This is a genomic window from Flavobacterium sediminilitoris (assembly GCF_023008245.1).
In the GTDB taxonomy this organism is placed as follows: Bacteria; Bacteroidota; Bacteroidia; order Flavobacteriales; family Flavobacteriaceae; genus Flavobacterium; species Flavobacterium sediminilitoris.
Map to the genome: position 1 here is coordinate 365,513 of NZ_CP090145.1, position 24,337 is coordinate 389,849.

The 24,337-nt window shown below is 28.8% G+C and carries 26 protein-coding genes; 2 read left to right on the top strand and 24 right to left on the bottom strand.

Going from position 1 to position 24,337, the window contains the following annotated elements:
- Nucleotides 1–64 precede the first annotated feature (64 nt).
- Together LXD69_RS01790 and LXD69_RS01795 are read left to right on the top strand one after the other, a co-directional pair.
- Entirely contained in the window at nt 65–1,321 is a 1,257-nt protein-coding gene (locus LXD69_RS01790) for a POTRA domain-containing protein (protein WP_246917009.1), read from the top strand.
- Between the two features lies 1 nt (nt 1,322).
- Nucleotides 1,323–2,315, top strand: a complete 993-nt coding sequence (locus LXD69_RS01795; RefSeq protein ID WP_246917012.1) for a glycoside hydrolase family 113 — start codon at nt 1,323–1,325, stop codon at nt 2,313–2,315.
- Nucleotides 2,316–2,487: 172 nt separating this feature from the next.
- On the opposite strand, the gene LXD69_RS01800 is transcribed toward LXD69_RS01795, so the two are convergent.
- From LXD69_RS01800 to LXD69_RS01915, 24 genes are all read right to left on the bottom strand, one after another.
- Complete coding sequence (locus LXD69_RS01800; RefSeq protein WP_246917015.1) at nt 2,488–3,021, bottom strand: carboxymuconolactone decarboxylase family protein; 534 nt, start codon at nt 3,019–3,021, stop codon at nt 2,488–2,490.
- 40 nt (nt 3,022–3,061) lie between these two features.
- Nucleotides 3,062–3,220: a hypothetical protein gene (locus LXD69_RS01805; RefSeq protein WP_161794134.1), complete on the bottom strand. Its 159-nt coding sequence runs from the start codon at nt 3,218–3,220 to the stop codon at nt 3,062–3,064.
- Nucleotides 3,221–3,315: 95 nt separating this feature from the next.
- A complete protein-coding gene (locus LXD69_RS01810) occupies nt 3,316–4,137 on the bottom strand; it encodes a helix-turn-helix domain-containing protein (RefSeq protein ID WP_045968756.1) in 822 nt (273 codons plus the stop codon).
- A gap of 114 nt (nt 4,138–4,251) precedes the next feature.
- Nucleotides 4,252–4,827, bottom strand: coding sequence for a DUF2911 domain-containing protein (locus LXD69_RS01815; protein ID WP_045968758.1), 576 nt, complete (start codon nt 4,825–4,827; stop codon nt 4,252–4,254).
- Between the two features lies 1 nt (nt 4,828).
- Nucleotides 4,829–5,638 carry a DUF6503 family protein gene (locus tag LXD69_RS01820; protein WP_246917018.1) on the bottom strand — a complete coding sequence of 270 codons (810 nt, stop codon included), beginning with the start codon at nt 5,636–5,638 and terminating at the stop codon, nt 4,829–4,831.
- Between the two features lie 18 nt (nt 5,639–5,656).
- Nucleotides 5,657–6,490: a helix-turn-helix domain-containing protein gene (locus tag LXD69_RS01825; protein WP_045968761.1), complete on the bottom strand. Its 834-nt coding sequence runs from the start codon at nt 6,488–6,490 to the stop codon at nt 5,657–5,659.
- Nucleotides 6,491–6,499: 9 nt separating this feature from the next.
- Nucleotides 6,500–7,192: a TIGR04283 family arsenosugar biosynthesis glycosyltransferase gene (locus tag LXD69_RS01830; RefSeq protein ID WP_045968763.1), complete on the bottom strand. Its 693-nt coding sequence runs from the start codon at nt 7,190–7,192 to the stop codon at nt 6,500–6,502.
- A 1-nt stretch (nt 7,193) separates the two neighbouring features.
- Complete coding sequence (locus LXD69_RS01835; protein WP_246917021.1) at nt 7,194–7,892, bottom strand: DUF547 domain-containing protein; 699 nt, start codon at nt 7,890–7,892, stop codon at nt 7,194–7,196.
- Nucleotides 7,893–7,895: 3 nt separating this feature from the next.
- Nucleotides 7,896–8,768, bottom strand: coding sequence for a sterol desaturase family protein (locus tag LXD69_RS01840; RefSeq protein ID WP_045968767.1), 873 nt, complete (start codon nt 8,766–8,768; stop codon nt 7,896–7,898).
- Nucleotides 8,769–8,780: 12 nt separating this feature from the next.
- Nucleotides 8,781–9,599, bottom strand: coding sequence for a hypothetical protein (locus tag LXD69_RS01845; protein ID WP_045968769.1), 819 nt, complete (start codon nt 9,597–9,599; stop codon nt 8,781–8,783).
- Nucleotides 9,600–9,727: 128 nt separating this feature from the next.
- Nucleotides 9,728–10,696, bottom strand: coding sequence for an arsenosugar biosynthesis arsenite methyltransferase ArsM (arsM, locus tag LXD69_RS01850; RefSeq protein ID WP_246917024.1), 969 nt, complete (start codon nt 10,694–10,696; stop codon nt 9,728–9,730).
- Between the two features lie 45 nt (nt 10,697–10,741).
- Nucleotides 10,742–11,431 (bottom strand): DUF547 domain-containing protein, encoded by a 690-nt coding sequence (locus LXD69_RS01855; protein WP_246917027.1) that lies wholly within the window; start codon nt 11,429–11,431, stop codon nt 10,742–10,744.
- A 129-nt stretch (nt 11,432–11,560) separates the two neighbouring features.
- Nucleotides 11,561–12,493: a radical SAM protein gene (locus tag LXD69_RS01860; RefSeq protein WP_246917030.1), complete on the bottom strand. Its 933-nt coding sequence runs from the start codon at nt 12,491–12,493 to the stop codon at nt 11,561–11,563.
- Nucleotides 12,494–12,545: 52 nt separating this feature from the next.
- Nucleotides 12,546–13,274: an ABC transporter ATP-binding protein gene (locus LXD69_RS01865; protein ID WP_045968777.1), complete on the bottom strand. Its 729-nt coding sequence runs from the start codon at nt 13,272–13,274 to the stop codon at nt 12,546–12,548.
- Nucleotides 13,271–14,044, bottom strand: coding sequence for an ABC transporter permease (locus LXD69_RS01870; RefSeq protein ID WP_045968779.1), 774 nt, complete (start codon nt 14,042–14,044; stop codon nt 13,271–13,273). The genes LXD69_RS01865 and LXD69_RS01870 overlap by 4 nt, the downstream gene beginning before the upstream one ends.
- A complete protein-coding gene (locus tag LXD69_RS01875; RefSeq protein WP_246917033.1) occupies nt 14,037–14,909 on the bottom strand; it encodes an ABC transporter permease subunit in 873 nt (290 codons plus the stop codon). Before LXD69_RS01875 ends, LXD69_RS01870 begins: the two co-directional genes overlap by 8 nt.
- Nucleotide 14,910: 1 nt before the next feature.
- On the bottom strand, nt 14,911–16,122 hold the full coding sequence (locus tag LXD69_RS01880) for an ABC transporter substrate-binding protein (protein ID WP_246917036.1): 1,212 nt from the start codon (nt 16,120–16,122) through the stop codon (nt 14,911–14,913).
- 45 nt (nt 16,123–16,167) lie between these two features.
- Nucleotides 16,168–19,143, bottom strand: coding sequence for a TonB-dependent receptor (locus LXD69_RS01885; RefSeq protein WP_246917039.1), 2,976 nt, complete (start codon nt 19,141–19,143; stop codon nt 16,168–16,170).
- A gap of 145 nt (nt 19,144–19,288) precedes the next feature.
- Complete coding sequence (locus tag LXD69_RS01890) at nt 19,289–19,996, bottom strand: DUF2064 domain-containing protein (protein WP_246917042.1); 708 nt, start codon at nt 19,994–19,996, stop codon at nt 19,289–19,291.
- Between the two features lie 24 nt (nt 19,997–20,020).
- On the bottom strand, nt 20,021–20,833 hold the full coding sequence (locus tag LXD69_RS01895; RefSeq protein ID WP_045968788.1) for a purine-nucleoside phosphorylase: 813 nt from the start codon (nt 20,831–20,833) through the stop codon (nt 20,021–20,023).
- A gap of 2 nt (nt 20,834–20,835) precedes the next feature.
- Nucleotides 20,836–21,432 (bottom strand): TIGR04282 family arsenosugar biosynthesis glycosyltransferase, encoded by a 597-nt coding sequence (locus LXD69_RS01900; RefSeq protein WP_045968790.1) that lies wholly within the window; start codon nt 21,430–21,432, stop codon nt 20,836–20,838.
- A gap of 9 nt (nt 21,433–21,441) precedes the next feature.
- The gene (gene arsS, locus LXD69_RS01905) at nt 21,442–22,494 is read right to left on the bottom strand and encodes an arsenosugar biosynthesis radical SAM (seleno)protein ArsS (protein ID WP_045968792.1); all 1,053 of its coding nucleotides are present in this window, start codon (nt 22,492–22,494) and stop codon (nt 21,442–21,444) included.
- 96 nt (nt 22,495–22,590) lie between these two features.
- Nucleotides 22,591–22,926, bottom strand: a complete 336-nt coding sequence (locus tag LXD69_RS01910; protein ID WP_045968794.1) for an arsenosugar biosynthesis-associated peroxidase-like protein — start codon at nt 22,924–22,926, stop codon at nt 22,591–22,593.
- Between the two features lie 2 nt (nt 22,927–22,928).
- A complete protein-coding gene (locus LXD69_RS01915; RefSeq protein WP_246917044.1) occupies nt 22,929–23,423 on the bottom strand; it encodes a rhodanese-like domain-containing protein in 495 nt (164 codons plus the stop codon).
- Between the last annotated feature and the right edge of the window lie 914 nt (nt 23,424–24,337).

Here is a 24,337-nt window from a genome sequence, read left to right on the forward strand (position 1 = left end):
ATTGTTGTCAATTTTACCCTATTTTTATTTTTATAAATATTTTTATAGATATTTGAATAAAAAAATGAAAAAACTAGTGTTTATAATTCTTTTTTTTCAATTTTCATTTTCTCAAGAAAACATTATTGATAAAATAGGATGGTCTGGAGCAAAAAAAATGGATGTTAAATTCATGGCAAATTTCATTCAATCAAAAGAAGGAAAGGTTTTAGATAGCATAAAACTAGACTATGATGTACAAGCACTTACTCGATTAAATGGTATATCGAATGTTACTTACAAAGTAGAAAAAACTAGCTCTAACAATAATTATTCTGTTTTATTTACAATTATTGAAAACCTTAGTTTAATTCCCAACTTAACTATTTGGACAACAGATGATGTTACTGCTGCTTATAGAATAGGCATGTATGAATATAATTTACTAGGTAAAAACATTACTGTTGGTGCTTTCTATCAAAATAATGGGATAAATTCATTTGGAATAAATTTTTCATCTCCATATTTATTTAATGAAAACTTAGGTATTGAAACTAGTTTTCAAAATATAGGAAGCATTGAACCTATTTTCTTTGAAGATACTTCTGCAAAATATGAGTATATTAATAAATCTTTTGAGTTATTAGGCGTTTATAGAACTAGCTTTAAGAATACTATAAAATTTGGAGGTTCTATTTTCAACGAAAAATACGAATATAAATCTGGTGCAACTAGTTCAAGTGTTCCGCAATACTTTGATATTGATAAGTTTTTGTTTAAATTAAATAATAACTATGATAACTTAAAATATGATTTTTATTTAATAAGAGGAATAAAAAACACTACCAATCTTCAATTTGTTACACAATCCAATTCTTTTCAAGATAAATTTCTAATCGGTTGGAACGATTTTTCATATTTCAAAAGAATAGGATTAACTGGTAATTGGGCTACACGAATAAGACTAGGGTTATCTTCAAATGATACTTCTCCTTTTTCTCCTTTTTCATTAGATAATAATGTAAACATAAGAGGAGTTGGAAACATAATAGATAGAGGAACAGGCACTTTTGTAATAAATACAGAATATAGAACCACTTTATATGAAAGGAAATGGTTTGTTTTACAAGGCAATTCATTTCTCGATGTAGGCTCATGGAGAAAACCAGGTGGTCGTTTTAGCGATTTTACAAAATCTGAAAACTTTAGAGTTTATCCAGGAGTTGGGTTGCGTTTTATGCACAAAACTATTTTTAATGCTATTTTTAGGTTAGATTATGGTTTTGGTATATCAAAAAATGGTACAAAAGGATTAGTATTTGGAATTGGTCAATATTTTTAAGATGAAAAAATTATTCTATTTATCGTTTCTACTTTTTTGTTTTTGTTCGTCACAAGAAAACAAAATCAATGGAATAAGTTTTGTTGCATCCAATACATTAACTTCTCAAAAGGAAATTGAACCTGTAATAAAAACAAATGCAAACTGGATTACATTAATGCCTTTTGCTTTTATGAAATCTACAAAGGATAGTACTGTTTTTTTTAACTCACAAAGACAATGGATTGGAGAAAGAAAAGAAGGTATTGAAACAGCTTCTGCATTATTCAATAAAAACAAGATTAAAGTAATGCTAAAACCTCAAATTTGGATTCCAAATGGGTTTACAGGTCATATTGAAATGAACTCAGAAGCAGAATGGGTTTCACTTGAAAAAAACTATGAAAAATTTATTTTATTTTATGCTAAAATTGCCGAGAAACAAAAAATAGAATTATTTTGCATTGGTACTGAATTAAATACTTTTGTGATTAATCGTCCTAAATATTGGTATCATTTAATAGAAAAAATAAAAGCTATTTATTCTGGACAATTAACCTATGCTGAAAACTGGGATTCTTATCAAACTGTTCCTTTTTTTGATGCTTTAGATTACATAGGTATCGATGCTTACTTTCCGCTTTCAAAAGAAAAAACGCCTACAATAAATGAATTAGAAAACAATTGGGAAATATATAAAGAGAAAATAGAAGGTTTTTCTAAAAAACTAAAGAAGAAAGTTTTATTTACAGAGTTTGGCTATCAAAGTAAAGATTATACAACACATGAACCTTGGGAATTTTCAAAAAACAGAATTGTTAATTTAGAAGGACAATCTAATGCTTTACAGGCTCTTTTTAATACTTTTTGGGAAGAAGATTGGTTTGCAGGTGGTTTTTTATGGAAATGGTATGACAATCATAACAATGTTGGTGGTTTTGACAATAGTGATTATACTGTGCAAAATAAACCTGCTTTTGAAATTATAGCATTTGAATATAAAAAAGTACGATAAGGATTTTATCACTCATCGCACTTATAAACAAATCAATTAAATAAAAACTAAATTAGAACCATTTTCATGGTTTCATATTTATGATTTTCACAAAAATGATAAATATTTTAAAAATAGTATTATACAATTTTACATGAATATTTATCAATTTTACCCAATTCTATTTTTAAAATTATAGTTCTGGAGCAATTGGAAAATCAATTGGAACATCAGTAACATTATGGAATAGGTTTGTTATTGTTATACTTCCAATAGCCACAATTAAATCTACTAGGTTTTCTTTTGTGAATCCTGCGTTAAAAAAAGCTTCTAGTTCTTCATTAGAAATTTTTCCTCTTTTATCTGCTATTAGTTTTGATGTTTGTGCCAAAACGCTTGTTTTATTATCCCAACTTGCTGTTCCTTTTCTAAGTTCAATGATTTGATCATCTGTAAATCCGTTCATTTTCCCTATTGCAGTATGTGCAGATTGGCAATAACGACAACCATTTAATTGACTAACGGCTAAATCAACAACTTCTTTTTCTTTTTTAGATAAAGATGTTTCTGATCCTGAAAATTGTAAATAACTTCCTAATGCATTTTTAGAATGTGCCATTGCAGCATAAATATTTGGGACAAAACCTACTGCTTTTTGTAAATTATCAAATATTGCTTGATTGCTTTCTGAAACTTGATCTCTTGTTGGTACTGAAAAATTTGACATATTGTTTTAATTATTAAATATTATTATTGGTTTTATTAAATTATATAAATAGAAACTGATCATTACAGTAGTAGTCTACCATAAAATGACTTTCGCAATATTGTTTTTCACCTACTGTGATTAATGTTGCTTTTTGTTTTTTCGAAAAAGGATTTTTAAAATCCTTCAAGAATGCTTGTAAAAATTGTAATCTTTTCATTGTCTTTTATACTTTCAATTTGATAGTACAAAGTTGAGAAGAATATAGCCTTATGAGTTAGACAGGATTTCCCTTTGAGTAGGTAATTTTTCCTGTTATATTGTTTTCTTGAAGTCTGAAGGAGAGATTCCTTCTATTTTTTTAAAGAATCGACTAAATGTTTGAATATCTTCATATCCAACTTCATAAGTAATTTCTTTTATTGTTTTATCAGAATAACGGAGTAATCTTCTTGATTCTAAAACAATTCTATCTTGAATAATTTGTAATGGTGATTTTTCGCCATATTTTTTAAAAACATTTGAAAGTGTCTTTGGACTTTTATTTAGCATTTCTGCATAATCTGACACTTTATGTTTTGTTTTAAAATGAATTTCTACCAAATAATTATACTCTCTAACAATATCTAATTGTTTTCTATCAAAGTTTGTTAACTGGGTTTGTTCTTTATATATTCTTGTGCAAAGGATGAGTAGTCTTTTTAGCATCATTTGAAGCATATCATTTTGTAAATCATCTTTTGATTCCATTTCAATTGAGAACATTTTCCAGAGTATCTCAAATTTATCCGATTCATGCTCTGGAATTGTAATTTTTGGTAATTGAGACGCTCCAAAAAACAATATTCCTTTACAACCTACTTCATTATCATGATCTGAAATACAATAAAAAGCTCTATTAAAGTGTACTAATCTGATTTTCTCTACTTCAATGATTTCAATTTTATGATATTCTGTTAGAAAAAATATAGTGTCTTTTTGAAATAAAACTTCATTTCCATCAATTTTTATAGTCAAGTCTTCTAAACACCAAACAATGCTTAATCCTTCTCTTATTTTTTCTTTAAGCAACTCGCAATTAGCCGCATTTATTTCTGCTAATCTAATAAACTCATTAATTTGACCTGTATAGAGCATTGTTTTAGGAGCTATTTAAATTATAAAACTAATAGACTACAAAAAGTTTTATTTCTCTTTGTAGCCTATTTTGTTAATGTTTATTTTTTTAATTAAAAAATGGTTTTCTTTATATTATTGTAGTGTTACAGGGATTTCCGCAATAGTATTATCCCATCCAATTTTTATATGTACTACATTTTTACTTTTCTCATACATTGTAATTGATAATGCTTCAATTTCTTTGTCGCTTGATGATGTAGGAACTGTTACGCTTGCAATATCTTTACTTTTATCATAAGAGTAATTTCCCCAACCGTCATTTTCAGTGTTTAATTTAATTGTCCATTCTTTTTCTGTAGGAATTGCAATCAGTGTATAACGACCTGCTTTTACTTTTGTTTCTCCAAAAATAACGTCTGTCATAAACAAAATCTCTGTAGATTCATTTGCTCCAATTCTCCAAGCTTCATTAAATTTTACTACTTTCCCAAAGATTTCTCTTTCCTTTTTTAATGGTCTTGAATATAAAATTCTAATTTTTGGTTCAGCTTCAAGTTGTTTTGTTTTATCTTTTATAAATGCACGTTTTGGAGCATTTTCAGGGTAAAAAGCTGCATCTAATCCGCTTTTATCTAATTTAGCAAATTCTTGAGCATTTACATTTAATGCTGCTACAGCAAAGATCATTGTTGCTACAATTTTTTTCATTTTATTTAGTGTTAGTGTTTTTACTAATATTTTCTGTTTCTATTTTTGATATCTCTTTTAACTCTCCATTTTCATACAGTTTTGGTAAATCTTTCAATGGTGTATTTAATTGAGCTTCATAATTTACATAGTCTTGAAAAGTAATTCCGTCTATTTCTCTAGAATTATATGCTACTCTAAATCGTACTCCTCCATTATTTACCTGATAATTATAGGCTAAATAATCTATCTTTTTTGTGTTTTTATTAATCCAGTAATGAAACTCATCATCATAATCTTGTCCTCCTCCATCTTCATTAAACGTTATTTCTATTACATCATATTCTTTCCCTTTTATTTTGGTTTCTTCAATATATTTTTTCTTTACTGAACTATCTTTTAATTTGTGAGGCAATGTTGCAAAATAAATAACTGAGTTAAGTGCTCCTGTGTACTTTTTTATTTCTTCTTCTGTGTTGTTTTGAAGAATTCCGTTCTTATATCGTTCAAACTCTCCATTTGTTATAATGTCTTTTATAACTGTATCCTTTTTTTTAATTTGAGATGAATATGTATAACCATCACTATAATTCATAAAATGATATTGTTTATCTCTAAAAGTAAATGAATAGTTTGCTACATCAAAAAGCAATCCTCCATGTGCTTCTATTGTTTCATAGATAATTTGATCTGCTTTTGACAGTTGTTCTTTCTGATTTTCAATTTCATGTATAGTATCAGAAGTAATTACCTCATTACTGCTTCCTTTCTTTTCATTACAAGCTGATAATATTAAAATACTAATGCATAATAATTGTCTTAGTTTCTTCATTTTTGTTAGTTTGTTGTTTTAGGTTTTACTCTTTTCTTCTCTATATCCTCTTGGTGAAACGCCTATTTTATTTTTAAAAAAACGACTAAAAGATGGCATGTCTTCAAATCCTAATTCAAATGTAATCTCTTTAATTGGCATTTCTGTGTTTAACAACATTCTCTTCGCTTCCAATATTATTCTACTTTGTATAATTTGCAAAGGTGTTTTGTTTATATGACTCGAAAATAAATTAGTTAATGATTTTGCTGATTTATTCATTAATTCGGCATATTCTGCAACTGTATGCTTGCTTTTATAATGAACTTCTACTAAGAAACTAAAATTTCGAATAATATCCATTTTAGTTTCGCCTACTAAATTTATTTTTTTCTGTTCTTTATATATTCTTGTACATAAAATAAGGAATCGTTTTAATAGCATTTGAAGCATTTCTCCTTGCAGTTCATCAGTTGCTTTTAATTCATTTATAAAAACTTTCCAGAGCAGACTAATGGCTGCTGAATTTTCTTCATTTAAAAAAATAGTTGGCACTTGTGATGTTCCAAAAAAAAGAACTCCTTTACATCCAATTTCACTATCATGATTATCTAAACAGTAGAAATTTCGATTAAATTTAATAACGTTTAGTGTGTTTATTTCAGAGATATTCGCTTTATGAAATTCTGTTAGAAACATCACTTCATCTTTCTTTAGAATATAGTCTACATTATCAATTATGAGTTTAGTATCTTTAAATTCATTCCAAAAAATACACAAACTATGCTCATTATTTTTATTTATATCTTTTTCACTCTCTTTTTTAACAGTAGTAACTAATAAATATTCATCATTTTGTCCTCTAAATTCCATTTTCTACTTTTAAATTATATTACGTTTGTAATATGTTACTATTTGCGTTTGATTGAATATTTTTAATCGATATAAAACATGAATTATCATAAAATGAAATTGTAATTTAAAAAATCCGTTTTCTCTATATCGTCTTGATGATGTTATTATGTTTTTTTGAATAACAGTAAACTTTGTTTCTTTATACAATCTAAAAATGAATTCATTATCTTCATATATTACAAAATCTTCATTAAATCCTTTTAGATTTTGAAATACTTTTTTAGTCACAAATAAAGATTGATCTCCTCCTCTACAGGATTTAGAATTAAATTTTGTAAACCATTCTGATATTTTTAAAACTATATGATTACTATCGAATTTCATTTTAAAACATCCTGATGAATATCCTTTTAAAACAGATTGAATCATAAATGTATCAAAATGTTTGGGCGGAAAACTATCACAATGTAAAAAGTATAAAATGTCACCTGAAGCTTTTTTCGCACCCGAATTCATTTGAATGGCTCTTCCTCTTTCTGATTTTATAAGTATTACTTCTGGATATTTTGTTATTACCTCAACTGTTTTATCAATGCTTCCTCCATCAACAAAAATAATTTCTTTTATATTCTCCTTATTCGCATTTTCACGAAGGTATTTTATAATATTTTCACTGTTTTTTTGTTCATTTAAAACAGGAATAATAATAGAAATTTTCATTTTATTTATTCAAACTCCAGTTGTAACTTAAATATCTTACTTTTGCATTATCGCTAATTTTAACTGTTGAATACTTGTTTAAGAAATCAATTAAACTTGTGTTTTTAGTTTTAAAATCGCCTGAGAACCAATTAAATATTTCTGAAATTTTAATTTCATCTGTTGAGATATCATTTTTTGATGAATCATTTACAAATTCTTTTGTTACTAATTCTAATTGAGTCTCTAATGTATTTGGTAAATAAGCTACATTTAATAAATTAGGACAAGAATAGGAAGCACAATTAATAGCAAAATGAATTCTTGGTTCGTTCATTTTTCTCAATATATTATGCTCAATATAAGACAGTGATATTTTTTTAGATCCTAGAATAATAAATTTATCATCCCATGCATTTTTAATATTCTTAATGCTCTTCGTAGGATAATTATCAATTACTTTTTTTAGTGTGTGTACATTATATGAGTTAATATAATATGCTAGTATTTCATTTCTACTCCATTTTGATGAAGGTTGATTTTTTTGAAATTCTTCAACTACTTTATCTAGATCTGCTTTGTTTGTTTTTAATTTATCATAGTTCACATTTCCTCTGCTAGAAACATGGCTATTTAATAGTGAATTATAATTTCTATAATCGAAATTTTGTGCAATACCTTGAATTCCTAGAAACAATAGTATTAAAATATTCTTTTTCATAATTTAAAATTTTAACGGATAAGCTTCTTGCTTTAAAAAGCTATCTGGAAATTGTTCATCTTCTTCAAAACCTAATACAATATCCTTGCCGTCTTTGGGGATATAGTTGCTTTTAAACAAATAATCCCACAGACTCAATGAAATGCCATAATTTGCACCATATTTTCTTGGCATTTCTTTACTATGATGCCAAATATGCATTTTAGGATTGTTTATTATATACTTAAAAACACCATAATCCCAACCTAGATTAGCATGATTTAAATGCCCTATCGTAATCGCAATAAAGTGTACAATAAACACATCTTCAACTGAAAAACCACCTATTATTGCCATTGGAATATATAACAATGATTTATAAACAACAGGTTCCATCCAATGGTATCGTAAATGTGCAGCAAAACCCATTTCTTTTACAGAATGATGGACTTTGTGAAAGTTCCAAAAAAAATCAAATCTATGTAATAGTCTATGAGTATTCCACTGTACAAAATCGGATACTATAAAAAAGATAAACAATGATAATGCTTTTGGTAAACTTGATAAATCAATTATTTGCAGTGATTTTAGTTCTATGTTAAATGATGATAAAATATCATTAAATAACTGAGCTGTTACATTACTCATTGCAATAAGAATAATCATATTTAAAAGAAAGAAATTAAAAAACATATAAAATGTATCTAACCAAAAATCTTTTCTGAAAACAGGTTGATTCTTTCTCCAAGGGAATAATAATTCTAATATAAAAACAACTAAAGAAATAAATATTAGTCCATAAAAATAGTTTTCAATATGGAGTGTTACTAGTTCATTTTTCAGATAATTGAAATAATCTGAATAGGAATTAATAATTATTTCTTTGTATTTATTCATTAATTTGTTTCTTTAGAATTTTGTATAAACTCCTAGGTTAATAGTAGGTGCTAATGGAGCATTATCAATTCCAAAAGCACCAAATGTTGAGAAATTAGCCCCAAATTTTCCTTCAACAAATTCATAATTTGCTTTTATTCCAAGTGCATTATAAGTTTGTCTATCTAAATGTGATGCCCATTGTAAATTGTCTTCTAAATAAGCGTCTTCTTTAGATACTACATTTTTTGTATCTAAAACAAGCATTAGATGTCCTTTTGGAATTATATTGTATCCTACTTCAATTGTTGCTTTTAAGAAATCAGAGTAATCGTTATCCATATAACCATATCCAATATTTCCGAAATAATACCATTTATTATGACTAGAACCTATGGAAACATATGGTAGAATCGTTGAAGCATTAAAGCCAGTAGTACTCACAACTAATTCTTTATCTTTTTTAATTGAGTTTGCAGAATATACAATTCCTGAACTTATTTTCCAGTTTTTATCTGATAATTTGTATTTTAAACCTAAGGAAATATTACCCATTCCTGAGATGCTTTCTGAAACACCTACATTTTCATAAGAGGCTGTTTTATAAGGTAAAACTAATTGTGCTTCTAATTTATCTGTTATACCATATTCTGCATAAGCTTGAATTGTAATATCACTATAATCCCCTACGTTTTCTACTTTATTTCCATCAAACTGAATGGCATCATACGACAGACTTGTTAGGCCTAATTGTACATACGCTTTTCCTTTCTCTCTTGTCCAAGGACTTTGCGCATTTGAAAATTGGCTTCCTAAAAGTCCTACAACAAATAAAACAATTACTTTCTTCATATTTATTAGCTTTTTTTGTTCTTATTATAATTTGGTAAAAATATAGTATTTGAAAAAGATAAAAAGTTAGATAGAAAACACAACTCTAAAAAGTCTTATTTCGAATATAAATATACTCATTTATAAAGTTAACAACAACCTCCTCCATTGTAATGATATGTGCTTTCACTTATAAAGATGTCTTTTCTACCCAAAGCTTCTAATGCTGCTGCTGTTTTATCGCAAACTGCTAAGGGTTGATTCTTTAATAAAACATGTCCTTTTTCATCATCAAAATAATCTTCTTTACCATAATAAATAGCGGCTTTTCCTGTAAAAACGCAAGGTCCATCGGCAGGCATCGGATCTTTTATAGCGCAAACTTCTATACTTTCAATATAAATTAGTTCATCTGTTGGGTAATTTTCCGTGTCTAAAATTCTATAAGGTCTTCTACCTCTAATTTCAATAGTACCAAAACCAACATCTGTTAATGCTTTAATATAATTTGCAATAGGAATACTTCCGCTTAAACATAAAGCTCTTAAATGATCATCGTTTCTCAACGTTTCGTTCATTTCTTGTTCGCAAGTAGGATCACTCATTACTAAGCGTCCATGCGGTTTTAAAACACGATACATTTCTTGTAATGCTTTTTTTAAATCTTCCGTTTTAAAAATATTGAATAAGCAATTTTGAGCAGCTACATCAATACTTTCATCTTCAATAGGTAAATGTAAAGCGTCTCCTTTTTTCAATTCTACAAATTCGCTCTTAAACCAATCATTTTGTTCTTCTGCTACTTTAAAGTTTTTTCGGGAAGCTTCTAGCATTTCATCAACAACATCAACTCCTATTACACCTCCTTTTTGACGTGAAAAATAGGCAAATTGTAATAATTCCATTCCTCCTCCAACTCCTACATATAACACTTTTGGGTTATTAATTAAATCTTGTGCCGAAATGGTGCTTCCACAGCCATAATTCATTTCTTGCATTATTGTAGGAATTTCAAGTCCTGGAAATTTCCATATAGGTGTTGTTGTACAGCAAAGCCCTACATCTGGAGTTAATGCTGCATTTTTATATAAATCGTTAGTTGCATTTAAGTAGCTCATGACTCTATTTTTAAAAGGTTATTTATAAATTTATTTACTGTATAATTATTTAAAATTATGTAATTGTTTTGTCCAATTGTACTTTTGAAAACTTATTTTAAATTTTGATAGGTTTTTATGAAACACTTTCCCTATAATTTGTTTTACCTTTTTAAAGTTTCCAAAATCGCCTAAATACCATAAAAACAATCTTGATGTCTTAATTTTTTTATCATTTTCAATTAATATGGTTTCAGATTCTATAAAAGAGTGTGTTGCTAGTTCTAATTGGTTTTCTATTTTGTCATAATCATAAACTAAAATGGGCGGACAACTTATTGCTCCACAATTTAAGGCAAAATGAATACGGTAATCTAACACTCTTACACTCAATTTTTCTATAAATTTAGGATAAAAAGGATTATATAAATAGCCAAAACCTATAACAAATTTTCTTTTTCTTAAAATTCCATGTTCAATACTGTCTAATGAAAAGCGTTTTGATGCAATAATAATACTTTTTGTTTTATAAATATTTTTATCAATTATCTCATCTTCTTTGTATTGTTTGGCTAGTATTTGATAAAAGCTATTATAAATATTAATCCAAAATGCTTTTTTATGATTGTCTGTTGCTAATTTTACTATTATGTTTTTGTATTTTAACTTACTTAATTGATGTACTTCATTCTCATAAGGCAAATTTAATTTTACGTTATGAAGTAGTTCTTCAGAGAGCTTTAATATTGAATTCAATTTATATCGTTTTTGACCCGTTAGGTGAAATTATTTAAAACTCAGTTTGAGTATTTTTGTGCAGTAAAACGGAACAAAGCTTCTCGATATGCTTCGCACTGGAAGAAACATGTATTAAGATCCGTTTTATTATTTGACACCGTTTTCATCAAAAATTTCATCTTTATGACATTTTAAAAAATAGTCACAATACAAACAAATATTTTTAAATTCGTCGTTTTTACTCTTAGCTTCTTCTTCTGAAACGCCTAATGAAATTCCCATTTTAAGTGGATTTCCTTCGTTTAGCATTTTAAAAATGGTGCTTTTTGACGCTTTTTCTAAAACATCAGCTACTTTTTGTTTTCTAGCATCACCCATAGGAAAATGAGTACCTGGACAACAAGGATTAATTCTCCATAATTGAATGCTTATTTCTTGTGGAATGTCATCATAACCTCCTAAAAAATTTCTTGCTCCTGAAAGTATTGTACAAAAATTATGATCTGGATTTTGTAACCAAATATCATTTTTATAAGCTTTTCCTCTTGCCCAATTTCCTCCTAACCACATGTCTTCACTTGCACCCCAATATCCCCAACTTAACGGGTTTTCAGCTAAATAATGTCCGCCTTCAATTAATGGGTCTTTTTCAGTTCCTATTACACCACAACTTTCAAATATATCGGCTAATTCTATTAATCGTCCTCCTGCTTTTTTATGGTATCTGTCGATACTTGCAATATCAAATCGTTGTACTCCTTTTTCAATAAGTATTTGCAATTTTTCTGTATTTAATAAATCTCCATTAGTTTGTAGCATAATCTGGATTGTATCTCCATATTTCTCACGAACTTTATCTAAGATTGCGTATAACAGTTTAATGTCGGCTAGAGGTTCTCCTCCGCTTAAAATTAATCTTCCTACTTTTTCGGGTAAATTCTCAATAATTTGCATACAATCTGCTTTGCTAATTCGTTTTCCAAACGGACTTGAATCGTTATAGCAATGGTCGCAATCGTCATTACATAGTTGCGTAAATACCCAATAGATAGATTGAATATGGTTAAAAGAAGTATTCATTTTATGCGTTAATTGTATTAAAGGTTATAGTCGCTTTCATTGTTTTGTTTTTCTAAAAATTAAATTGTTTCCAGAAGTTAATTTCATTTTGAACACCTGAAGCGCTGTCTTGAAAGAAATCTTTTTTATCTTCATATTGTATCAATTTTCCTTTTTCAATTTTACTAATACTGTCTCCCATAATGATAGATTCTTTTATATCATGTGTTACAAACAAAGATGAAATTTGCATGGTTTGACTGAGCTTTTTAAATAGTTTTTGCATTTGTTCTCTTGTTGTAGTGTCTAATGCTCCAAATGGTTCGTCAAGTAAAAGAACTTTAGGTTTTATTATTATTGCTCTAGCAAAAGAAATACGCTGACGTTGCCCTCCTGAAAGTTGGTGTGTCATTTTATTTACATGGCTAGTTAAATCAATCAATTCTACTATTTCATTTACTTTTTGTTGTATTAATTCTTCTTTTTCTTTTCTTATTCGCAATCCGAAAGCTATATTTTCAAACACATTTAGATGTGGAAAAAGCAACGGTTCTTGGTATAAATAAATACACTGTCTGTTTTGCGGTTTTGTTTGGGAAATTTCTGTTTCATTTAAAAATATTGATCCTGAATCTTGTTTTTCTAAACCTGCAATAATTTTTAAGAGTGTTGTTTTTCCACTACCTGACGAGCCTAATAGGCTTAATGTTTTTCCTTTTTCTAATGACAAAGACACTTCTGAAAGAATTTTTTCTGTTCCAAAGTTTTTTGAAATATGTTTTAGCTCTAAAATGTTCTTCATGAGTTGTTATTTTCTACAAAAAATAGCATTTTTTTATTAATGTATAGTAATAGCATAGGTGGGATTACTAGCAAACATGAAGCAAATGCTGCATAAAAAACATTGGCTTCGTTAATAAATTTAAATACACTAATTGTTAAGGTTTTTACTTTTCCTGTTCCTATTAAATTGGTTAATCCATATTCGAACCATGAGATTAGAAAAACTTGAAAAAAACATAATAACAATGTATTTTTTGAAATAGGTAATAGTATTTTTAAATAAGTGTTTTTAACAGAGCTTCCTAAAGTATAACTTAATTCTTCTATAGCTTTTATATTTTGGTTCCAAAAGCTTGAAAAAATAATAATCCCAAAAGGAAAAGACACTAAAAATTGTGCTATTACTATTCCTAAAAAGGTTCCTGTTAGATTAGTAACAATAAAAAAATAATGAAATAAAACGGCTATAATTACTGGTGATAATAAGTATGGGATATAGGCTAACACAAGGTATATTGTTTTGTTCTTACTGTAGGCAATTGCTTTTGAAATTGCAAAACTAAATGTTGTAACTAGAAAAGCGACTGTTGTGGAAATGAATATTGATTTTATAAAGATAGTCGCTAAATTAGATTCTGTTTTTTGAATGGTTTGCCAGTTTGAAAATGCTATTTCTTGTGGTAATATATTTGGAAATATCCATTGTTTTCCTAATGATAATAACAAAAGAAATAGCAACGGAAATCCGATGGAGATTACAAACAAATATTGAAATGTTTTTTTAATCATTACTTTCTTTCGTTTTAAAAAAACGAGGGCTTTTTAATAAAATTATACCTAAACACGTTATAAGAAACAGAACATATAAAATACTCATAACATATCCTTCTGGAATATCATATAAATTGAAACGTTGTATTTTTTGCACAATAGCAACAGCTATCATTTGTGGGTTTTGCCTTCCTAATAGTAATGGCACTTCATAATTTCCCATTACGAATATTACAAATAAGAATAAGGTTATTGCTGATTTTTTAAAAACTATTGGCACAATAACTTTTGTCATAATTTGTCTTTTATGTGTTCCTAATGTTGCGGCTAAATTGCTAAATTCTTCTATTTTTTCTGCTTGGTAAATATTTGAGAATAGAATGATAAAAAAAGGCGTTATTAACATTATCATAGTTATAATAATTCCTATTCCGTATGTGTCATTAATCATTTCTGGGAATGCTTTTATACTATTCGTTATATGAAGATTATATACTAATCTTGATAAAAATCCCGATTGTGATAGCATTTGAAATATAAAAAAAGCCATTACCGTTGCGGGAAAACACAAGGGTAAATAAACTGCAAAGGAGAGCATTCCTTTTTTTAGATTTTCTCTCCAATAATATGCTAATAAAAAGGCAATACTACTACTTATTACTACGCTTACTATACCTATATACAGACTGAAAAATATTGATTTCCAAAAAAAGGTATTGGATAAGGTTGTTGTCCAAACAGAAAAACGTACTTCCTTGTTTAAAATCCCTATGCTTCCTATACTATATAGAAAAGCATAGGTTAATCCTGAAAAAACAGGTAACCCTACAAGAATTACAAAAAGAATCCTATTTATAGATGCTATTTTAAGAGGAGCAGACAAGTTATTTATTTATTATGTTTTTTCTAAAATCTTCTGCTAATTTTATCATGTATTCTGGTGCTAATTCCCTTAATGCTTTAGCTTGAATTTCACTTCTTTTAGGTGCATTTTTTCGAGTTGTAATTGTCTCAAACTTTTCCTTATCTGTTTTTGATAGGGCATTTAGGTCTAACACGGTACCATCTCCCCAAATTGTAGGATCCATTTTTTTAGATTGTGCCTCAACAGAAATTAAAGTATTAACCACTACCATTGCTGCTGCTTTATTTCCGCTATTCTTAGGAATACCCATATAGTGTGAATTTTGTATCGTTCCAAAAGAAGGAATATATGCTTTAGTTGTTTCAGGAAAAAGACCTTCTTGTACTTTACTATCTACTTCTGCATCGTTATTACTCATTGTAAACCACAATTCACCATTTGCGAATAGTTGATGCATTTGTGCTACACTTTCTGGAAAAACATCGCCTTGTCTCCATAAATAGGGTTTCAGTTGATTAATATAAGTCCAAAGTTCTTTACTATAAATATTGTACTTTTCCTGATTAAATTCTCCTGATAATGCCTCTTTATTTCCTGAAATATCAATTAGCAATGCTTTTAGAAATGTTAATCCTGTGAATTGATTATCAAAAGTAAAAACACCAGGATTTGATTTTACAAATGCTAATAACTCAGCTCTTGTTTGTGGTGGATTTTTAATTTTTAAATCATTATATATTAATGTCATTTGTACATTTCCCCACGGCATTTCATAACCATTGACAGGTTGTTGAAAATCAATTCCAATAAAAGGGTTTTTAAAATCGATATATTTTGCATTTGGTAATTTTGATGTCCAAGGACCAAATAAGCCTTTAATTTGTTTTAATTGATAGAATGTTTCTCCATTAATCCACATTAAATCAATATTGCTTTTTTCTTTATTAGCTTGTTGCTCTGTCATTAATTGCTGTACAATGGCTGCTCCTTGTCCGTCTACAATTTGAAGGTTAATACCATTCTCTTTTTTAACCTTTGGTACTATATAATTTTTCATGTACTGGTTAATTTTAGCATCGCCCATCCACATCATCATGGTTATATTTTTTTCTTTTGCTTCTTCTTCAATTTCTTCCCATGACAATTTAGAGATATCTAGTTCTTCTTTCTTGTTTTTCTCTTCGCATGCTAGCATTAATAGCGCTAAAAGAAATAAGCTTATTTTTTTCATTTTACTTTTATATTTTAGGATTATTATTTCATTTTGAATTATCCTTTAAAACAAATAACGGATTCCAAATTGAAATTGTCTAGGTGGTGCAGCATTTCTTTGTACAAATAAGCCACTTGCTGCTGAACCTGCTTGAATTTGATTACTCTGTGTAGCATTGTTACTATATCCGCTTAAATTTTCAGCATTAAATACATTGAATATATCGGCTCTAAATTCTATTGTATTTGATGTTGATATTTTAATTTGATGTTGTAATCCTATATCAAAAGTTGTACTCCATGGTAAACGATCACTGTTTCTACTTTCTCCTGGAAATCGATCACTGTTTCCTACATAAGCTTCTCCGAAACCAGAGCCATCACCATTTAAATCGGTTGTACCAAACCCTAACGGTATTCTATTAATAGGTTGTCCACTTTGTAACAATCCTGCTAAGGTAACGGTTGTTCCTTTAAATGGATAATAATTAAAAATACCATTAATATTGTGTGTCCTGTCGTTTATTGATGGTCCCCATTCGTCTCCGTAATTGTTTCCATCTTGTGGTCTAAAGTTGATATCTTCTGTGTTATTTTTTAAAGATGATACAGTGTAATTTAATCGATAAGCATAAGTATCATTTCCTCGCAATTTTTGATAATTTAAACTTAATGCGTAATATCTTGATTTTCCTTCTGTTTCACTAACTACCACGTTTCTTGCTACTCCTGTAATGGTTTGTCCGTTAATTGTAGCTGTTCCATTTACAATAGGAATAGGTCTTGTTGCGTCTGCTTCTTCAGCTGTTCTTACTATTACATTTTCTGGATCTATTGGATATTCTGAAGCCGCATTTAAATTGCGTAAGCGAAATAAGTTTTCTCCTCTATTGTGAACTGCATCTGCAAAAAAGAGTGTGTTTTCATTGATTTGGACTTGATATCCTACGCTTATTTGATGTGAATATGGATTATTATATCCATTTGGGTTTAGTATTCTTCGTTCATTTGAGAAAGCACCTTCACGTTGATCTTGCAATTGATCGCTAGATGGTCCTTGTAAGTATGTTACATTTGATAAATTAGCTGAACTATTTCCATTAAAAGTAATGGCGTCTATGTTTGTATTTTCTGGTAAAATGCCTAATCGTATAAATTCTTGCAATTGCATTCTATAATCTGCTGATTTGGTATTTTGTTGTAACGCATCACTATAAACTGCATAATTTATTTTATCATAGGCTATTCCATATCCTCCACGTAAACTACTTGTGCTATTTAGTTTATAGTTGAAATTAAATCTTGGTGCTAAGTTATTAAAATCGCCTTTTTTGCTTCCTCCTTTTGAAAGGTTATCATAATCGTATCGGAGACCTAAGGTTATATTTAATTTATCGGTAACTGACCATAAGTCTTCTAGATAAGCTGAATAAATGTTTTGAGTGGTTCCAAACTGTGCTGGGCGTAATTCTACATTATAATTTGTTACGGTAGCATTTGATGGAATATCTTGTATATCTAATCTACTTCCTACTCCGTTATTTTTGATATCATCTATTTGTGCTTGTGTTAATTTAACTGTATAATTTCCATTAGGGTTTCCTCCTCCTAAAAGCTCATGATTGCCACTTATTAAATTTAACCCTGCTTTAATCGTATGATTATTAGCGTAGTATTTTATTTTTTGTTGTAACTGAATGGTATTTTCTAATGCGTTAAATACATATCCTGGATGTCCTAATATTGCTAATGTTTCATCGTTTGTTCCCAATACTACAACTTGAGACGTATTTTGATTTTGAGGATTTGCATAATCCCATCTAAAACGACTATATAGTACATTTGTTTCGGCACTTATTTTTCCAAAACTATATGAGTTTTTTAATGCTAAAAGTATGCTGTTTCTTTCTTGTGTGTTACCTGCCGATGGGAATGTAGCTCCTCCTTCTAATCCTCCTCCTTGACGTTCCACATTAATTAGTCCAATATTTGCTCTAAATGAAGATCGAAATTTTGCATTCCATATTTGATCTATTTTACTTGAAAAATAATTAAAACTATTGTTTCCTTTTATGGTTTCTACTACTCCAAGTGCTGGCACATTTAGTAGATTGTCTTTCACATCTGTTGTTTGTTCAAAATTGAAGTAATAGAATGTTTTATCTTTTACAAGTGCTCCTCCTACTCCTGCTCCAAATTGATAACGTGCAAATCCATTTTTAACTTGATTTCCTGACAAATCGCGTTGTGCAAAAGGAGAAGTTCCGTCTATAGATGGTCCTGGTCTTGTGATAAAAAAAGCTTCCCCTGTGAAATTATTAGATCCTGAACGAGGTGTAATATCAATAACTCCACTACCTGTTAATCCATATTCGGCAGAAAAATTACTGGTTAACACGGTAATGTCTTTCACGAACCCTGATGGAATAGCAAATTTTTGTCCTCCTAAAAATCGTTCATTATTATCCATTCCGTCAATTAAATAAGAAGTAAATAATCCGTTTATTCCATTAATACTAACATTTGGTGCTTCTGGATAGAAACCTGTTGCTTGTGTTACATTTGGTAATCGATATAGTACTCTTGTTATGTCTCTTCCTTCTACTGGAATTTCTTGTATTTCTGTTGCTTTTAATTCAAAAGAAACCTCGGCATCTCGTTGATTAATTTTAGCTGTTGAAACATTTGAAAGTATTACTTCGTTTAATAGTTCCGTTTTGTATTTATCTAATAATAATGTTATTGTTGGGTTTTGATTTGAACGAATATCAAATAGGTTTGAGCTATTTTCAAAGTAATCATTGTTTCCTTCAAATACTATTTTGTATCCGTCTAATGCTGCAATATTTCTAAATATTATTTTGCCTTGGTTATTTGTGTTCTCTGTTATCTTAAAATTTCTATCTGCATTTTGCAAGGTTACAGATACATTAGGAATTGTTTTTTTTGTTTCAGCATCAAGTATTGAAACTGTAACATCTTGTTGAGCCATAGCTAGAGTACTCACAAGGAGTATTGCTAATATGTAAATTTTATTCATTTATATTATTATCTATTATTTTTATGTAGTGTTATTGAAATAACATGAGTTCTATGAAAAGGATGTGTGATTAAAAAACGATTTGTATTCAATATATTTTGCTAAGGCAAAATTATTTTGACTAACGTTTTTTATTATGTTGAACTCACTGAAATAGATAATTATTTGGTGATCCTTTATTAAAAATAAAGGTATTATTTTCTATTGATTCGAAATGTGTATTTCTAGTCTGATTGTATTCTAGTTTGTGTATAACTGATAAGATTATAGCACGAAATATATTGTTGTAAGTAAATGTAGAAGCGACTTTACTTACATCTGAAATGTTGTTAACATCATTTAATTGTTCTAAATATTCAACTCGATTATTAGCATAAGTAGTTTTTATTTCTTCAAATAAGTTTGATGTTTTCCAAGATAGTTTTGTGAAGTTTTTTTTGTTGAAGTTCTTTTTTGAAATGGCAATAAGATAAACTCCTCCATTTTTATCTGGACCAAAAATAAAATCATTACTCTGAATTTTTTGAGTTGTTTCTAAAAGGGTTTTAGTTGTTAATTGTGGAGAATCGTTTCCTATTACAATTACATTTTCATATCCTTCTTCAAAAACAGTTTGGATGGCGTGCGTTATTTTTTCTCCAAAATTTGCCCCTACTTGATTCTTTTCATTTGAATGGTGGTATTTTATTTTGGTTTTTTTTATGGTTTTTAATACTCGCTCATTCATTTTTTTCCACAACAATTGGTTCTTCTGGTTTGAAGAAACAATTGGCTTTGTTATGCTTTCTTGTTTTTCACTTTGCGCAAAAAGAAGAATGCATGTTTTAGCAATATTGTGGTTTTGTAAATTCATTTTATTTATCCTTTGAATGGGCTTTTATCTTTTTACAATTTCTTTGAATAGTGTAATCATTTTAGGTTCGGCTTCTCCTGCTACTGCTATAATTTCAGGTATGTTTACTGGTTTTAAATCATCTGGATTACACTCGTCTGTTAGGACAGAAACAGCTATTACTGGTAAATTTAAATGATTGGCTACAATTACTTCTGGCACGGTGCTCATTCCTACAGCATCTGCTCCTATAATTTTTAAGTATCTATATTCTGCTCTTGTTTCTAATTGTGGTCCTACTACTGCTGCATAAACTCCTTTATGTAATGTGATGTTGTTTTCTTTTGCTATTTGTTGCATTTTCTCATTTAAGTTGGCATCATACGGAGCACACATGTCTGTAAATCGTTCTCCAAATTCAGATACATTTTTAAATGCTAATGGTGAACCTCCTTGTAAATTAATGTGGTCGTCTAGTAGCATTAAATCGCCTTTTTTGTAATTTAAATTAATGGCTCCTGCTGCATTTGAAACTAACAATGTTGTTATTCCTAGTGCTTTCATTACTCGTACTGGAAAGGTAATTTCTTGTAAAGTGTATCCTTCATATAAATGAAAACGCCCTTGCATTATTATTACTTTTTTGTTTTCTAATGTTCCAAATAATAGTTTTCCTGAATGAAATTCTACTGTTGATACTGGAAAGTTTGGAATATCTATATAGTTTACTTCTGCTTCTATTTGAAGGTGGTTTACTAATTGTCCTAGTCCTGTTCCTAGTACTATTCCTATTTGTGGAGAATTGAATCCTTTTGATTTTAAGTATTCGGTTGTTTTATTTAGTGTTTCGTTTGTCATTCTTATAGGTATTTTTCAAATAGTTGTATGTTTTTGATATCTTCTATGGTGTCGATATCATTTTTTTCATTAAGCAATTGGTATTTTAATTTTTCAATGTCTTTTAGTGTGTCTTTTAGTACGGTATTGGTTCCCCAGTTTTTATGTTGAAATATATTGTCTGGAATTTGTTTCATGCCTAATAGGTAATAGCCTCCATCTTTTGCAGGTCCTATTACAAGATCATTATTTGTTAATATTTTAAAAGCTTGGTCTATGTCTTTACTTTCTAATTCTATTAAATCGGATCCTATAATTACTATTTTTTCATAGCCTTCCTGAAAGCCTTCTTTAAAGGCATTTTGCATTCTTTCTCCTAGGTCATTTCCGTGTTGTACTTTTTTTTGAAAATGTTTATTCTCCCAAATATCATTTGTATTTATTTTTTCGGAGTATAGTACTCTTTTATCAAAATTTGTTTCTAAGGCTACTTTTTTAGTGTGTTCTAATAGTTGTATGTATATTTCTAAGGCTTTTTCATTACCTATAGAAGCGGCTAATCTTGTTTTTACTTTACCTATTTCTGGGTTTCGGGTGAATATTAGTATTAGGTTTTTCATATTGTTTTTTTATGCTACTGATCCTTGACAGCTACTTCCTGCTCCTGCTGTACATCCATAGCAATGTTGGGAAATTATAATATTTCTATTTTTTAATTGTTCTGTATTAAAGTCTGCGATATGTTTAGACTTTGATGCTACTTTTAATCCTAGCATTTGGTTGAAATCGCAATCGTATAGCCAACCATCCCAGCTTACTGATATTGTATTAGTGCACATTACATTAGATACTGCTGCTGGATTATAAGCTTCTACTAATGCATACATATAGTCTTCATAATTATCTGAGGCTATTAGATAATCTAAGAATCTGGCTATTGGTAAGTTTGTAATGGCAAATAAATTGTTAAAATCTATAGTGAAATCTTGTTTTAATGCTTTTTTGAAATCGTGTTCTAATGCTAACTGATTTGTTGGTAAGAAAGCTCCTGATGGATTGTATACTAAATCTAATTTTAAATTTGTATCTTCTTTTCCATAGCCTACTTCGTTTAGCATTTGCAAGGCTTTTATAGATTTATCAAAAACACCGTCTCCTCTTTGCTTGTCGGTTTTTTCTTTTTTATAAAAAGGCAATGATGATACTACATGTACTTTATGTTTGGCAAAAAACTCGGGTAGATCCTGGTATTTTTTATTGGCAAGGATAATGGTTAGGTTTGAACGAACTATAAAATCTTTTACCCCTATTTTTGAGGCTTGTTCTACAAACCAACGAAAGTTAGGGTTCATTTCTGGTGCACCGCCTGTTAAATCTAGTGTATGTACTTCTGTTGTTTTTAATACTTCTAAAATTTGTTGCATGGTTTCCATTGTCATGATTTCTTTTCTATCTGGTCCTGCATCTACATGACAGTGCGCACAAACCTGATTGCACATATACCCTACATTGACTTGAAGTATTTCAATTTTATGAGGTTGTAATGGAAATTGGTTAGATGCTTTTATTTTATCGGAAAACGTAGGCAATGATCCGTCTTTAAAAATTCCATTTGATAGGATTTCTAACTGTTTTTCTGTTTTTGACAATGGATTTTGCTTAGCATGAAGCGATTTTTGCATAGTTTCTTTATATTATTCAAATGTCAATAAATGGGTGTAAAACTAGCATTACTATTTTACATGAAAAGTTAGCTATTTTACACATATATGAAAATATTACATGGACAGTTTGTTATATTTATTCATCATTTGTACACCATGTACAAGAGCGGCTCCTCCTTTTATGGCTGCGGTAACGTGAACGGCTTCCATCATTTCTTCTTTTGTAATTCCTCTTTGTAGCCCATCACCTGTATAAGCATCAATGCAATATGGACATTGCACAGCATGCGAAACGGCTAAGGCAATCAATGATTTTTCGCGTGCTGAAAGACTCCCTTCTTCAAATACTTTTCCGTAATATTCAAAAAAACTATTTCCTAGTTCTTCGCTCCATTCTACAATTTTTCCAAATTTCTTTAAATCGGCTGGATCATAATATGATTTTTCCATACTTATTTTTTATATATTTTAGTTCCTTTTGTTACGTATTTTTCCCATTCTTTTGAGAATACATGAATACTATCTGTTACTTGGTTGTTTGCACAAACTACTAGATTCTCTTTGTTTATCCATTCAAAAATGCCTCCATATAGGTTTTGTACATTTGTATATCCTAGTTTTAATAGTTTCTCTCCTATTTGTTCGCTTCTTACACCAATGGAACAATATACTACAATGGGCTGATTTTTATTTGGAAATTGTTTTTCAAACATTTTCGTATTGAATGTTGTGTGTCCTACAAATATTGCTTTTTCTAAATGACTTACTTTATATTCTTCCTGTTCTCGCGCATCTAAAAGCAATATTTCTTCTTGATTTTTAAGTTCTTCTACTGAAATATATGGAACTGTATTTTTATTATATTTTTGTATTACTTCTGGTATTGTTTTTTGTGAAAAGCTAACTCCAAAAATATTAATAAAGGCTATTGTGATGAATAATTTCATTGTTTAGTTTGCTTTTAAACGAAGTTACAATAACTTCTTGATATTTTTTGTACGCAAAACAATATACGAAGTTTTTTTTATTACGGTTTTCTTCTTATTTTATTTCTTTCTACTCTTGTTTTTTTACTAAAAACCGCAAAAGAAAATAAGCCATAGGGTACCACAACTACGACTTTGATAAGGGGTATATACGGGGTTGATAGGGAGTATATAGGGAGTATCACCGTCTTTGACTCATCCTAAAATAACTATACAGGTTATTAAATTAATCCTAATATAGCTATACAACGGTTCTTCATTTGATTAATACAATTTGTTGTTCTTTTAAATACTATTACTCTTCCATACTGTTTCTATACACTATCCTCCCTTTATCCTAACCTTTAAGTAACCTTTAATATGGAGTAGTACGTTTTGTTGACTCATCCTAAAATAAAACAATTTAAAAACGCCCTAATACCTTTCCATATATTCTTGTGATTTTTTTTCATTTTAAAAATAAAATTACAAAAGTTGTAAACTTTTTTTCAAAACGAAAAAAAAATTACAGAAACCGTGATCTTTTTTTTCATTTTGAAAAAAAATCACAACATAAAAACAACACGGAATTCATGAATTCCGTGTACTACTTTAAAAAAAATAATTCCTCATTGTGTTTTTCTAACTATTTTTAAGAAAAGAAAATACGCATCCCAACCTTTTTTACATTTTGATACTCTATTAAGAATATGATTACTAAAAAAAGTATCGTTTTTGTAACTTTTTTGAACGATTAACTGTGTAAAAAATATAGAAAAGTTAAAAAGTACGTATTTATACGTACAAAAAACATTGAAAAATACGTATAAATACGTATTGACAAGTGTATTATAAACCAATATATTTGGAAAATCAAAAAATAAAATAAACCACCC